This is a genomic window from Flavobacterium ardleyense (assembly GCF_033547075.1).
In the GTDB taxonomy this organism is placed as follows: domain Bacteria; phylum Bacteroidota; class Bacteroidia; order Flavobacteriales; family Flavobacteriaceae; genus Flavobacterium; species Flavobacterium ardleyense_A.
Window position 1 is genome coordinate 2,631,055 of the sequence record NZ_CP137891.1, and the last position, 13,192, is coordinate 2,644,246.

Consider the following 13,192-nt stretch of genomic DNA (forward strand, 5'->3'; position numbering starts at 1 on the left):
GTGTGCAAATATACATAAGGAAATGTAATCTGCAACTATAAAAAGAATTTTTTTTGAAAATTATTTTTGTGACCTTCTTTCGCGTTCAGCCGAAATTAAATTTAACTCTCTACTTGTCTGTCCAGCAACCGAAGTGTTCTCCTGCGCACGTCTGATCAAGTAAGGCATCACCTCTCTCACCGGTCCAAAAGGCAAATATTTGGCAACATTATAACCTTGCTCACCCAGATTGAAAGATATATTATCACTCATTCCATACAGCTGTCCAAAATAAATCCGACTATCTCCTTTTTCAATACCGTTCTCTTTCATCATACGCATCAGCATATACGAGCTGTCTTCATTGTGTGTACCTGCAAAAACGCCCATCATATCTATATTGGCAAGCATATAGGTAACTGCTGCATTGTAATTTTCGTCAGTAGCTGCTTTGCTACTGCAAATGGGCGATGGGTATCCATTTTGTGCTGCGCGCTCATTCTCCTTTTCCATATAAGCGCCACGCACCAATTTTTGGCCTATAAAAAATCCTTCCAACTTAGCTTGCGCATGGAGTTTTTTAAGGTAAGCCATACGGTCATGTCTATACATCTGAAGCGTGTTAAATATTAACGCTTTTTCTTTATTATAACGTTGCATCATCGATGTTACCAAATCATCAGCAGCATCTTGCATCCAACTTTCTTCGGCATCAACAAGTACTTCGATATCATTTTCATAGGCTTTTTTGCAAACTTTGTCAAAACGTGCTACTACTCTATCCCATTCATTTTGTTCTGCCTCGGTGAAAGCAATACCTGCACCTTTCTTGTCGTATAACTCAAATCGACCAAAACCAGTTGGTTTAAATACCGCATACGGAAGTGCTTTTCGTTCTTTGGCAAAATCTATAATGCGCAAGGTCATTTCCATTGCATCATCAAAGTGTTCCTCATCCTCTTTACCTTCTACTGAATAGTCTAAAACTGAAGAAACGCCTTTCTCAAACATTTTATCTACCACAGGAAGACAGTCGCGCTCCGTTGTACCACCACAAAAATGGTCAAAGACCGTTGACCGAATTAGTCCTGTAACTGGCAAATGTAATTTGAGAGCAAAATGTGTAAGGGATGTACCTACCTTTACTAGAGTAGGATTCTGAATCATTTTAAAAAGCCAGTAGGCACGATCTAATTCGTTTTTTGACTTTAATGCAAAAGCAACTTCGGTATTATTAAATATTTTTTCCATGACTAAATTTAATCCTGCAAAGATAATCACACTACTTCTATTATTGGTCAAAAAATACCTTAATTTGCGCCCTCTAATTTCATACTAAATCTCCTATGCAATCCATACTTTCAACAGGCTACTCGGTACATTTTAATAGCGATGGCTATGCAGCACTGAATACCTATTTAAAGTCAACCGCTCACTCCACAATATTTATACTCGTTGACACCAATACTAATGACTTTTGCTCTTCAAAATTCTTAAGTAATATCGCCACTGAAAACCGAATTGAAATTATTGAAATAGAACCTTCAGAAGAGACCAAAAATATTGAAACATGCGTTGAATTATGGAGTGCACTGTCAGACCTTGGAGCAGACAGAAAAAGTCTCTTACTTAATTTAGGAGGCGGTGTTGTAACGGATATTGGTGGATTTGTTGCAGCAACTTTCAAGAGAGGAATCTCCTTTATTAATATTCCAACATCTTTATTATCAATGGTGGATGCAGCAATTGGAAGTAAGAATGGGGTTGATTTAGGAAATTTAAAAAATCAAATTGGAACAATCACATCACCTCAAATGGTTATAATTGATACTGATTTCCTAGAAACGCTTCCGCAAAATCAGATGCGCTCGGGATTGGCTGAGATGTTAAAACACGGATTGATTGCTAATCACCACTATTGGGACAAATTTCAAGATCTTGCAAAGATTGATTACGCAGATTTTGATTCTCTAATTGCTGAATCTGTTGAAATAAAAAATAATATTGTGCTGCAAGATCCAACCGAAGAAGGCATGAGAAAAGCTCTAAACTTTGGACACACACTTGGACATGCTATCGAAAGTCACTTTATGTCCAAAGAAACTACTCTTCTGCATGGTGAAGCGATTGCAATTGGAATGGTATTAGAAAGTTTCTTATCTTTCCAACTAAATTTTCTGTCAAAAACTGAATATTTGGAAATCAAAAATCAAATTCTAGCTATTTTTGGTAGAGTAGAAATTTCCCAATCAGATATCACCGAAGTATTAAATTTGCTCAAGCATGACAAGAAGAATGAATATGGCAAAGTAAAATTTGCTCTTCTCGATGGGATTGGAAATGCAAAAATAGATCAGGAAGTTGACAATGAAATCATTATAGCATCGTTTGATGATTATAAAAATAGCTTATTTATTTAAACAAAAACATTGCATATCGCATATAATATTTTTTACATTTGTCCCGTGAAAAAAGCTCAAAATACATATAAGTCGTTTAGACAATATTTCAGTAGTCTGACTTTACTTTTGGCCAACATCTCGACATCCTTACAATCTGTTGATTTATTAAAACAGCCACTTTTATCTATTTTAAATATAAGAATAGACAAGTTGCAAATCATATACGCAAAGCTGCGAGTTTGATTTTTACCAACTATCTAATTCTTTAATTAACTTTATTTAACACACAGTAACTCAAATGAATACAAAGTATAGTGATCTTATAAATCAAACATATTATTTTCCTCAAGAAGAATTCAAACTTAACAAAGATAATCTGCAATTTCACGATATCGATTTGATGAAGCTTGTAGAGCAGTACGGCACTCCACTAAAATTTACGTACCTTCCTCAAATTTCGAAAAATATTCAAAAAGCAAAAGGATATTTCAGAAAAGCGATGGAAAAGAATAAATACGACGGTAAATATTACTACTGTTATTGTACGAAAAGTTCACATTTTGAATTTATAATGAACGAAGCTTTCAAAAATGACATTCATATTGAAACTTCTTCTGCCTTTGATATTGATATAGTTGAACGTCTTATCGCTAATGGCAAGATTAATAAAAACACCTTTATTATTTGCAATGGTTTTAAGAGAGATCAATACGTTACAAATATCGCTCGACTTATTAACGGTGGTTACAACAAAACTATTCCGATAATAGATAACTACGAAGAACTAGATTTACTTCAGGCAGAAATCAACGGGAAATTCAAAATCGGAATTAGAATCGCAGCTGAGGAAGATCCAAAATTCGAGTTTTATACAAGTCGACTAGGAATAGGATATAAAAATATTGTTCCTTTTTACAAAAAACAGATTCAGGATAACGAAAATCTTGAATTAAAGGTTTTACACTTCTTTATCAATACTGGAATTATGGATAATTCTTACTATTGGAACGAACTTGTAAAATGTATCAAAGTTTATGTCGCTCTAAAAAAAGAATGCCCTACTCTTGATAGTTTAAATATTGGTGGTGGTTTTCCAATCAAAAATTCATTGGCTTTTGATTACGATTATCAATATATGATTGATGAAATTACCAATCAGATTAAAATTGCTTGCGAAGAAGCAGATGTGGACGTTCCGCATATCTTTACTGAATTCGGATCCTACACTGTAGGTGAAAGTGGCGGTGCCATTTATCAGGTTTTATACCAAAAACAACAAAATGATCGTGAAAAGTGGAATATGATTGATAGCTCTTTTATCACCACTCTTCCTGATACTTGGGCAATTAACAAGCGATTTATTATGCTTGCCGTTAATAGATGGAATGATACGTACGAACGTGTACTTCTTGGCGGTTTGACTTGTGATAGCGATGATTATTACAATTCTGAGCAAAATATGAATGCCATTTACCTGCCAAAATACAATAAAGAAAAACCTCTATATTTAGGATTTTTCAATACTGGCGCCTACCAAGAAACTATTGGAGGTTTTGGAGGATTGCACCATTGTTTGATTCCACAACCAAAACATATTTTGATTGATCGCGACGAAAATGGAATTATTGCTACAGAAGTTTTCTCTGAACAGCAAAATGCTGAAGATGTTCTTAAAATTTTAGGTTACGATAAAAAAGTAGAATAATTTTGAATTTGTAATTTTCGATTAAATATTATTTCTTTGAAAATTAATTTCCGCTAATGCGACAAGTATTATTAAAAATTGAATCATTTAAATAAAGTTGATAATGAATAAAGGACCAATTAGCCAGTTTATTGAAAAATACTACCTGCATTTTAACTCTGCATCAGTAGTAGATGCCGCAAAATCATACGAAGAGCAGTTGAAAAAAGGCTCAAAAATGATGGTAACATTAGCTGGAGCAATGAGTACAGCTGAAATTGGAAAAATTTTTGCAGAAGTTATTCGCCAAGACAAAGTGCAAATTATTTCATGTACAGGTGCAAACCTTGAAGAAGATATCATGAATCTTGTAGCACATTCTCATTACGAACGTGTGCCAAATTACAGAGATTTGACACCTCAAGAAGAATGGGATCTGATGGAGCGCGGGTTAAACCGTGTCACTGATACTTGTATTCCTGAGCACGAAGCTTTTAGAAGATTACAAAAACACATTGTGAAAATCTGGAAAGATGCAGAAGAAGCTGGAGAACGTTATTTTCCGCATGAATTCATGTACAAAATGTTGCTTTCTGGTGTTCTAGAAGAATACTACGAAATTGATCTTAAAGATAGTTGGATGTACGCAGCAGCAGAAGCAAACCTGCCTATTATCGTCCCAGGATGGGAAGATAGTACAATGGGAAATATCTTCGCTTCATACGTTATCAAAGGAGAGCTTAAAGCCTCTACGGTGAAATCTGGTATTGAATACATGGGATTCCTTGCTGATTGGTATACCAAAAACTCTGACAAAGGAGTTGGATTTTTCCAAATTGGTGGTGGTATCGCTGGAGATTTCCCAATTTGTGTTGTGCCAATGCTTTACCAAGATATGGAAAAGCCTGAAACACCTTTCTGGAGCTATTTCTGTCAGATTTCTGACTCTACAACAAGTTATGGTTCGTACTCTGGAGCCGTTCCGAACGAAAAAATTACTTGGGGAAAATTAGATATTAACACCCCAAAATTCATAATAGAATCGGATGCAACCATTGTGGCACCCTTAATTTTTGCTTACCTTTTAGACTATTAATAAATTTATGAAAAGAGTTATTGTTGATTATTCAAAACTGACCAACGAAATTTTAAACCTATTGGTTGACAAATTTCCAGAAGGTTATGACGATACTAATATTGTCCGGTTTAGAAATGCCCAAAATGAAATGGTCGAAGCAGTCGAAGTTCGCACAGAAGACACTATTTATCTCGTTAAAGTGAGTACCAAACTAGCTAATAGTATGGAAAACTTTGATGAAGATGATGATATTGACTCTTTGGTGGAGCCTTTGGATGATATCGTAAAAGGAATTGACGAGGACGATGATATGGCTGACGATGAAGAGGAAGATGACGAAGAGCTTATCAAGAAAACTCGCAAGCGTGATCAGGATGATGATGATGCCACTGACGACGACGACGAAGATCAAGATTTCGCTGAAGAAGATGAGGACGAAGACGAAGAATAATCTTTCTGATTATATATCAAAGAGGAATCTAGAAATAGGTTCCTCTTTTTTATTTATCATATTTTTTTGTAGGTAATCGCGCTATTCTCTGCAATTCCTCGGTGCAGTGCTTTTTTTCCAGTGACATAATAGGAGCTTCCGCTGGTCGCTCTATTCTGTCAGGAAAAAATAGCACTCCATCCTGCGGGATTTCCGTTCCTATCACGCCTATGGCTTCTAACTACCGATTCATATTTAGTTGTTATAAACAATCAATCATCAAATTGCCATTAAGAACTACCCAAAATAGTTGAATATTTTTATTTAAATAGGAAATTTCGAGAGGATGCAGTTAGTTTTAATTAGCATAACAAACTATTTTGTTATTTAGAAGCACACAGGAGAGTAATAAAAAGGCAAACATCGCTACGTTATCTACGGGTATATTTACTGCCATCAAATCAGTCCCAGTTTGCGCCTTAGCAGACACAACTAACTAACTAACTAACTAACTAACTAACTGAATTTTTCTTTTATAAATAGCGTTCTTTAAAAATATTTTTATGATGCTCTTGATGTCCGATAATAATAAACCCTAGCGCTGCCAATGAGACTTCATTATTACCAGTCACCCACTGCTGATGTAATTGTTCTGCAGTAAAATTTTTGTACAGTAACAAAGTACTCTGACGAACGGTCGATAATTCTGTCAATAAATTTTGTAATGTTCGAAGATTGCCTCCAGCTTGCTCCGCGTACTCATTTTCATCAAAAGAGACTAACTGAGATTGATCATTACGACCCAATCTAAGTGCGCGATAGCTGAAAATTCGCTCGCAGTCAATGAGATGCTGAATAATATCTTTAATCGTCCATTTGCCTACAGCATAACGATAATCGTGCTTACCGAGAGGAATTGACTGCACAAACCGAATAAATTCGTAAAGGCTAATCTCCAGTCCGTCAACAAGATTGGTGTCAGGATCTAATGTGTTGATATAAGTGTTATACTTTTCTGGATATGAATTTGGTGGAAGGTCTATTAGAAGCATATTCGTATATATTTTTTTATAAATCTAATGTAAAAAAAAAGTCTCAGTAAATACTGAGACTTTCCAAATCAATTGTAAATAAAAATTACATATTTTTAAAGATGGTATGCATCAATCTTTTCTTATCATTAATGCTTTCTTCTAGAGAAATCATTGTTTCTGTTCTGTAAACGCCTTCAATATCATCAATCATAAAGATAACATCTTTTGCATGTTTGGTGTCTTTCGCTCTTATTTTACAAAAAACATTGAACTTTCCAGTAGTAACGTGGGCAACGGTTACAAACGGAATTTCGTTGATGCGCTCTAAGACAAATTTAGTTTGAGAAGTATTATTAAGAAATACTCCAACGTACGCTATAAACGAATAGCCCAATTTTTCATAATCTAAAGTAAGCGACGACCCAGTAATAATGCCAGCATCTTCCATCTTTTTCACACGCACATGAACCGTTCCAGCCGAAATCAATAATTTCTTAGCAATATCTGTAAAAGGTATTCTTGTATTATCGATTAGCATATCTAAAATTTGATGATCTACATCATCCAAACGAAACTTACTCATAGTATCTAAATTATTATTTTACTTTCAAATTTTTCAATGCAACTACTCCAATTTTACTTTCCGTCAATTAAAACACCATTTAAATAGCGTTTTTCACCAATTCTGAAGTTCGCTACTCGATTTTCGACAGGATAATTCCCATAATTATCACGATACAACGCAAACTCCCCATCATATTCTACATGACCTCTTACATTCTCAGGAACATTAACATCTGATATATAAGGAATTAAAACAATGGAATCGCCTTGAAGCACTTCTTTGTATTGAGCGGCAAAAATACTACAGATTTCATTACCATCATAATTAATTTTGACATTTTTATAGACAATATCATAAAATAACGTTTTATTTTGAGGAATATTCAGGTATAAGGCAATTCTGTTATCAAGATATGTCTTATTTATAATAGAATCGCAAGAAGCGAGCAAACTAATAAAAACCACTTCACGACTAACTTCTCGCTCGTAGTCATCTTGATAATGCCCTGCTTCAAATAATATTGTCGATTTACCAAGGGTTTGAAAGGTATCTCCCACGCAGTTGCGATTATAACTATCATCAAACCGACCAACTTGACCCGGAATATACTGTTGCAGTACCTTATTAAGATCTACAATAATCTGCATAGCTCGCTCTCTAGTTGCATTGATATCGCAACCGTCATTGAAGGAAGGCGCAAGAAACGATATAGTTGCAGGCTTGCCAGTATCTCCAACGCTAAAAATCGTGCGCTGATCGTGCATATTAAAGCAGTAATCAGGAGAAAAACTAGCAAATAAATCCATTAACAACCGACTTTCGGGCTGACTTAAATCTACAAAATCTCTATTTAGGTCAATACCATTTGCATTCACTCTAGTATAAGATTCTGCTCCATCAGGATTTAAAATTGGTATTATGTTAAAAGTAAATACACCCCTAAATTTTTTCGCAATCACGTTATCAGATGTAACGAAAGTAATAAAGTCGACGACAGCCTTGGTTGTAGTGCTTTCATTTCCGTGCATCTGCGACCAGATTAGCAACTTTATATTTCCTGATCCTACCTGACATTGGTATATAGGTTTGCCTAAAACAGAATAGCCCAAAATGGAAAAAATCTCATTCTTGTGTTTGAATTCTAGCCACGAATTCAGGTGTCTATTAGTAATATATCGACCGGTAATTTCCTCGTTTTTAAAAGTGGTATGTAAAGCTCTATAGAAATCTGAATTTTTCATTTTACAAAAATACTACACAATTAATTTACATTTGTAATTTACAATTCAGTTTACATTTATTACAATTGTAAATTTACAAATAACAAAGTGCCGTTATATTTAGCTTGCCACCATAACATCAATCTTAATTTTATATTACAATTATTAATCATATCAAAACCTGATACTTACACTATGCTACTTATAGCTTTAATTTTATTGAAATAGAGTTTATTTATCTATTTACAACAAATTATTGCAATTAAAAAACAAATAGTTTACATTTGTAATTACAATATTTCCCCTATGAATTCAGAAGATATTATTGCAAAATTAGAATCGATATTCTTAGAGCTAAACATCACTCCTTCTATGTTTGCAGATCAAATTGGAGTGCAGAGATCCAGTATTTCGCACTTGCTTTCTGGTCGAAACAAACCTAGTTTGGATTTGGTTTTGAAGATTGTAAATGCGTTTCCTCAAATAGATTTATATTGGCTACTTGGCCAAAAAGAGTTGAAAGAAAAGTTGAATCTGAAAATAAAAAATGACCAATCCCCTCCCACCGAAAAGGTTGAAAATATTAAAATCGAAGAACCACTAAAGACAAAAAAGGCTGACTCTAAAATTGAAGTAACTAAAACTACCACAAATTCTAAATCGTCGGAGGTGGAAAAAATAGTTGTCTTTTATCGCGATGGAACTTTCTTAGAATATGCTCCGCGTGAATCGTAAAAAAGATTATATTTAAAAAAAAGATTTTATGTTTCAGAAGTTTCTAAGTTATCTCGTTCCGATAAATATTCTAAAAGTCAAATCCGATTTTAGCAAAACGCTCGAAGTAACTTATAATAATGGTGAACTTGTTATTGATTCTCTAAACACCAACTATTCATATGGAAGTCTGCAGCGTATTCTCGCAAAGGGCCTGCGATTTATCGGAAAAGAGAAAATTCAGAAGATGAATCACATTTTGATCCTTGGTATCGCTGGCGGAAGTGTAATCAAGACCTTGAAGAATGAATTTGAATATCAAAACAAAATAACTGGTGTTGAAATTGATCCAAATATTATAGACCTTGCAAATAAGTATTTTCAATTAGATGAAATTCAAAACTTAGAAATAATAATTACAGATGCTTTCGAATTTGTATTAAGAAGCAGTACTCAATACGACTTAGTAATTATTGACATCTTTCAAGATACTGTTATGCCCTCATTTCTTTTCGAGAAATATTTTATCGAAAAAATAGAAGACTTAACTGCAACAAATGGCTACATTTTATTTAATACAATGATTCTTAACGACGAACATCAAAAACGCAATGATCAATATGTTTTAAAATACGATGATGCATTTAAAGTTGTACGATTGTCAAAAGTGGAAAACCACAATGAAGTTATTATAATAAATAGAACAGATTAAAACCAATCTTTCTTTTTGAAGTACGCAACCATTGACAATGCGATCAATAACATTACTACCATCACAACATAATATCCATTTTGCGCTCGGAGTTCTGGCATATTATCAAAATTCATCCCGTAAACACCGACCACAAACGTTAGCGGAATAAATATTACCGAAACAATCGTCAGGGTTTTCATAATCATATTCATCTTCTGATTTTGAGTAGAAAAGAAAATATTGGTTGCAGATTCAATAGAGTTCATATCGTAATCTATTTGCTCAAGCAACTCTAGCGCCTTTTGATGCAATCTCGAAAAGAAATTATAGTTCTTCTGATTCAAACCTTCAAACACTTCATCTTGTGCAAAGTTTTTTAGATTATATAGAGCATCACGCAACGGTAAAATCGATCTTTTTAAAAAATATAAATCATCTCTACTTTTCTCTATTTCTTTTAAAACTTCAATATTGCTGCTGTCTTTTGCAATAGTCAGAGTTTCATCAAGAGCATTTTCATAATTTTCGAGGGTTATAAAGAAGTTTTCCATCACCGCATCAAGTAAGAGATAAAGTAGATAATCATTTTTCTTTCTGCGAACCATTCCGGTTTTATTTCGTATTCTATCACGAATTTCGGTAAAAAAATCGCTTTTCTTTTCTTGGAAAGAAACCAGAAGATTATCCTTCATAAGAAAACTTATTTGTTCAACCTGAATTACATTTGAAGTTTGTTCTAATATTGATTTAATATTGAAAAATAAATTATCGTCAAGATCTTCGATACGCGGTCTACTATTAATATTGAGAATATCTTGCACTACATAATCATCCACCACCACAATATCTGCAATTTGTTTAATTAATCCGGCATCTGACAGTCCGTGGATGTTGAGCCAAACAACTTCATCTTTTGTAGAGGCTTTTTCAATTTCTTGCTTAGCTTTCTCTATAGAGATATCAGGAAATTCTTGAAATTTCAAGTCACTATACACAAATAGCTGCATTCTCACTGGCTCATCCTTATATTTTCCAGTGTAGATTCCTCGATTTCTACGATTCAAATTTACTTTCTTATGCTTTACCCTCTTCACATCTATATTTTTGGAATAAAGATAGGAGAATTTGATTATCCCTTATACTTTTACAAAAAACAATATCACTATGCTTTTAATCAAGAATATTAAAGAACTGCTACAAATACGAGACAAGAATGTAAAAATACTTTCGGGCGCTGAAATGAAAGAACTCCCTTCTATCAGCAATGCGTATTTGCTTATTGAAGACGACCTCATTAAAGATTTTGGACCTATGGATAGAATTCCAACGGTAGCTAATGCAACTATAATTGATGCCGACGGTAAAACCATACTCCCAACCTGGTGTGATAGCCACACACACCTTGTATATGCCGGAAATCGTGAGCAAGAATTTGTTGATAGGATAAATGGCCTGTCCTATGAAGAAATAGCCAATCGCGGCGGAGGAATTTTAAACTCGGCAAAAAAACTAAATGCTACATCAGAAGATCAGTTGTACAATGAGTCAAAAATACGATTAGAAGAAGTTATGCGACTTGGCACTGGAGCAATTGAAATTAAGTCAGGTTATGGTCTAACTGTAGAAGGAGAATTGAAAATGCTTCGTGTAATCAAGCGACTATCAGAAAACTACCCTGTTGCTATTAGAGCCACATTTCTTGGCGCGCACGCTTTTCCGGCGGAGTATAAAGAAGATCACAAAGGATATATTGATATGCTTTGCAATGAATTAATGCCCAAAATTGCAGAGGAGAAATTAGCGCAGTATGTAGATGTCTTTTGTGAAACCGGTTATTTTTCGGTGGAAGAAACAGAACGAATTATGAAAAGTGGAAAAGAGTTTGGCTTAGTACCAAAAATTCACGTAAATCAATTTACAATTATTGGCGGAATTGAAGCTGCGGTTAAGGCTGAAGCACTATCTGTAGACCATTTGGAAGTTTTAAATGACTCAGATATTGAAGTGTTGCGAAATTCGAAAACAATCGCGGTTGCACTGCCATCTTGCTCGTATTTTATTAGTATCCCTTATACTCCTGCTCGCGCGATTATCGATGCTGGATTACCCTTAGCAATTGCAACCGACTATAATCCCGGAACAACTCCTTCGGGAAATATGAATTTTGTGGTAGCAACCTCCTGCATCAAAATGAAAATGACGCCCGAAGAGGCAATAAATGCTGCAACCTTAAATGGCGCCTATGCAATGGGACTAGAAAATACCCACGGTAGCATTACAATTGGTAAAAAAGCAAGCTTTATAATGACAGAGAAAATTGCATCTTTTTATGAGCTGCCGTATTCTTTCGGAACAAATTTAATTGACCAGGTTTATATAGATGGGAAAGTAGTAAGCTAAATTTTAGTTTTAATTTAGTACTAAATAAAAAAGGTTCGCAATATGCGAACCTTTTTTATTTTATAACTGAAAATGAAATTCTTATCTTAAGTCAAAACTAGTTTTGCTCACAAGAGTTCCTTTGTCAAAGATATTCACAAAGTATGTCCCTTTTTCAAAATCTGAACCAGCAATTAGTTCACATACATCTACTGATTTATTTTCGTATGGTACCGTAGTTACAAAACTGTAAGTAAGACTCATATCACCAAAAGTTTCAGTTTTCTTCTCACCTAATACATTATTTTTCGAATCGATAATTTGAACATAATAATTTCTACTTCCACTTTTTGCAAGAGTATTTGCCGCTAACGAAAAGCAAACTTTAAGTTTGTCAGCTCTTCTAGCTTTATCTGTTACAATCTGTTTTCCAGAATTTCTTTCTTTTATAGCTTGTGTTCTTAGGTTCATTACTGAAACTGCCGAACCTTTCTCAACCGCTTTTGCAAGGTTTTCATTTTGTATAACAAGAGTGTCATTAAAAGTTTGTGCTCTACCCAAAGCCACAATTGTACTATCGCGTTCTGTTGTAAGTTGTGCGTTTGCTTGTTTAAGCATTGCTACCTCTTTCATAAGCCCTGCCATCTTTTTTTCTAGTGCTCTGTATTGATCTCTATATTTGGCAAGAGATTTTACATCGCCTTTAGACTTGTCAAGTTCAGCAATCAGTTTTATAACTTTATCACGCTCTGCAATCAATTCATCAGACATTGAGGTGTTTTCTGCAATTGCTTTGTCATAGTTTGCTTTTAACGCAGTTAAGTCATTCATAACCGCCGACTTTTCGCTCACAAGAACAGATTGTGTGCTTTTTGCATCACTGCTCATTTTGTACATATATCCTAAACTACCAATTAATAGTATTGCCAGAATGACAATGATAGCTTTCAGATTAGAATTGTTTGTTTGGTTTTCCATAATTTTTTTATAAGATTTAAACAAAAATAATAAAT

General features: G+C 34.2%; 13 protein-coding genes. 7 read left to right on the top strand and 6 right to left on the bottom strand.

What is annotated here, in order from left to right; all coding sequences use genetic code 11:
• Nucleotides 1-60: 60 nt before the first annotated feature.
• Nucleotides 61-1,230 carry a proline dehydrogenase family protein gene (locus tag SBO79_RS11400; RefSeq protein ID WP_318640525.1) on the bottom strand — a complete coding sequence of 390 codons (1,170 nt, stop codon included), beginning with the start codon at nucleotides 1,228-1,230 and terminating at the stop codon, nucleotides 61-63.
• A 95-nt stretch (nucleotides 1,231-1,325) separates the two neighbouring features.
• On the opposite strand from SBO79_RS11400, the gene aroB reads away from it, so the two are divergent.
• The 4 genes from aroB (at nucleotide 1,326) to SBO79_RS11420 (ending at nucleotide 5,594) form a co-directional block, all read left to right on the top strand.
• Nucleotides 1,326-2,399 (top strand): 3-dehydroquinate synthase, encoded by a 1,074-nt coding sequence (gene aroB / locus SBO79_RS11405; RefSeq protein WP_318640526.1) that lies wholly within the window; start codon nucleotides 1,326-1,328, stop codon nucleotides 2,397-2,399.
• A 280-nt stretch (nucleotides 2,400-2,679) separates the two neighbouring features.
• Nucleotides 2,680-4,086, top strand: a complete 1,407-nt coding sequence (locus SBO79_RS11410; RefSeq protein ID WP_318640527.1) for a type III PLP-dependent enzyme domain-containing protein — start codon at nucleotides 2,680-2,682, stop codon at nucleotides 4,084-4,086.
• A gap of 103 nt (nucleotides 4,087-4,189) precedes the next feature.
• Entirely contained in the window at nucleotides 4,190-5,161 is a 972-nt protein-coding gene (locus tag SBO79_RS11415; RefSeq protein ID WP_318640528.1) for a deoxyhypusine synthase family protein, read from the top strand.
• 7 nt (nucleotides 5,162-5,168) lie between these two features.
• Complete coding sequence (locus SBO79_RS11420) at nucleotides 5,169-5,594, top strand: DNA primase (RefSeq protein ID WP_318640529.1); 426 nt, start codon at nucleotides 5,169-5,171, stop codon at nucleotides 5,592-5,594.
• A gap of 512 nt (nucleotides 5,595-6,106) precedes the next feature.
• Here SBO79_RS11420 and SBO79_RS11425 read toward each other — a convergent pair.
• From SBO79_RS11425 to SBO79_RS11435, 3 genes are all read right to left on the bottom strand, one after another.
• Nucleotides 6,107-6,625 carry a DinB family protein gene (locus tag SBO79_RS11425; protein WP_318640530.1) on the bottom strand — a complete coding sequence of 173 codons (519 nt, stop codon included), beginning with the start codon at nucleotides 6,623-6,625 and terminating at the stop codon, nucleotides 6,107-6,109.
• Between the two features lie 85 nt (nucleotides 6,626-6,710).
• Nucleotides 6,711-7,190 (bottom strand): Lrp/AsnC family transcriptional regulator, encoded by a 480-nt coding sequence (locus SBO79_RS11430; protein ID WP_318640531.1) that lies wholly within the window; start codon nucleotides 7,188-7,190, stop codon nucleotides 6,711-6,713.
• A gap of 53 nt (nucleotides 7,191-7,243) precedes the next feature.
• Complete coding sequence (locus tag SBO79_RS11435; protein ID WP_318640532.1) at nucleotides 7,244-8,413, bottom strand: M14 family metallopeptidase; 1,170 nt, start codon at nucleotides 8,411-8,413, stop codon at nucleotides 7,244-7,246.
• Nucleotides 8,414-8,698: 285 nt separating this feature from the next.
• Here SBO79_RS11435 and SBO79_RS11440 point away from each other — a divergent pair, with 285 nt between their 5' ends.
• Both SBO79_RS11440 and SBO79_RS11445 read left to right on the top strand, forming a co-directional pair.
• Nucleotides 8,699-9,127, top strand: a complete 429-nt coding sequence (locus tag SBO79_RS11440) for a helix-turn-helix domain-containing protein (RefSeq protein WP_318640533.1) — start codon at nucleotides 8,699-8,701, stop codon at nucleotides 9,125-9,127.
• A gap of 28 nt (nucleotides 9,128-9,155) precedes the next feature.
• Entirely contained in the window at nucleotides 9,156-9,818 is a 663-nt protein-coding gene (locus SBO79_RS11445; protein WP_318640534.1) for a spermidine synthase, read from the top strand.
• On the opposite strand, the gene corA is transcribed toward SBO79_RS11445, so the two are convergent.
• Nucleotides 9,815-10,894, bottom strand: a complete 1,080-nt coding sequence (gene corA / locus SBO79_RS11450; protein ID WP_318640535.1) for a magnesium/cobalt transporter CorA — start codon at nucleotides 10,892-10,894, stop codon at nucleotides 9,815-9,817. The two genes, SBO79_RS11445 and corA, sit on opposite strands and share 4 nt — an antisense overlap.
• A 70-nt stretch (nucleotides 10,895-10,964) precedes the next feature.
• On the opposite strand from corA, the gene hutI reads away from it, so the two are divergent.
• The gene (gene hutI, locus SBO79_RS11455; protein WP_318640536.1) at nucleotides 10,965-12,200 is read left to right on the top strand and encodes an imidazolonepropionase; all 1,236 of its coding nucleotides are present in this window, start codon (nucleotides 10,965-10,967) and stop codon (nucleotides 12,198-12,200) included.
• A gap of 81 nt (nucleotides 12,201-12,281) precedes the next feature.
• Here hutI and SBO79_RS11460 read toward each other — a convergent pair whose 3' ends face one another.
• Nucleotides 12,282-13,157, bottom strand: coding sequence for a DUF8428 domain-containing protein (locus SBO79_RS11460; protein WP_318640537.1), 876 nt, complete (start codon nucleotides 13,155-13,157; stop codon nucleotides 12,282-12,284).
• Between the last annotated feature and the right edge of the window lie 35 nt (nucleotides 13,158-13,192).

Bases quoted from the DNA above. Each gene is read 5' to 3' on its own strand.
- SBO79_RS11460 (WP_318640537.1), bottom strand. From the start codon at position 13,157: ATGGAAAACCAAACAAACAATTCTAATCTGAAAGCTATCATTGTCATT.
- SBO79_RS11415 (WP_318640528.1), top strand. From the start codon at position 4,190: ATGAATAAAGGACCAATTAGCCAGTTTATTGAAAAATACTACCTGCAT.
- SBO79_RS11445 (WP_318640534.1), top strand. From the start codon at position 9,156: ATGTTTCAGAAGTTTCTAAGTTATCTCGTTCCGATAAATATTCTAAAA.
- SBO79_RS11400 (WP_318640525.1), bottom strand. From the start codon at position 1,230: ATGGAAAAAATATTTAATAATACCGAAGTTGCTTTTGCATTAAAGTCA.
- SBO79_RS11440 (WP_318640533.1), top strand. From the start codon at position 8,699: ATGAATTCAGAAGATATTATTGCAAAATTAGAATCGATATTCTTAGAG.
- SBO79_RS11425 (WP_318640530.1), bottom strand. From the start codon at position 6,625: ATGCTTCTAATAGACCTTCCACCAAATTCATATCCAGAAAAGTATAAC.
- SBO79_RS11435 (WP_318640532.1), bottom strand. From the start codon at position 8,413: ATGAAAAATTCAGATTTCTATAGAGCTTTACATACCACTTTTAAAAAC.
- aroB (WP_318640526.1), top strand. From the start codon at position 1,326: ATGCAATCCATACTTTCAACAGGCTACTCGGTACATTTTAATAGCGAT.
- SBO79_RS11420 (WP_318640529.1), top strand. From the start codon at position 5,169: ATGAAAAGAGTTATTGTTGATTATTCAAAACTGACCAACGAAATTTTA.
- SBO79_RS11410 (WP_318640527.1), top strand. From the start codon at position 2,680: ATGAATACAAAGTATAGTGATCTTATAAATCAAACATATTATTTTCCT.
- hutI (WP_318640536.1), top strand. From the start codon at position 10,965: ATGCTTTTAATCAAGAATATTAAAGAACTGCTACAAATACGAGACAAG.
- SBO79_RS11430 (WP_318640531.1), bottom strand. From the start codon at position 7,190: ATGAGTAAGTTTCGTTTGGATGATGTAGATCATCAAATTTTAGATATG.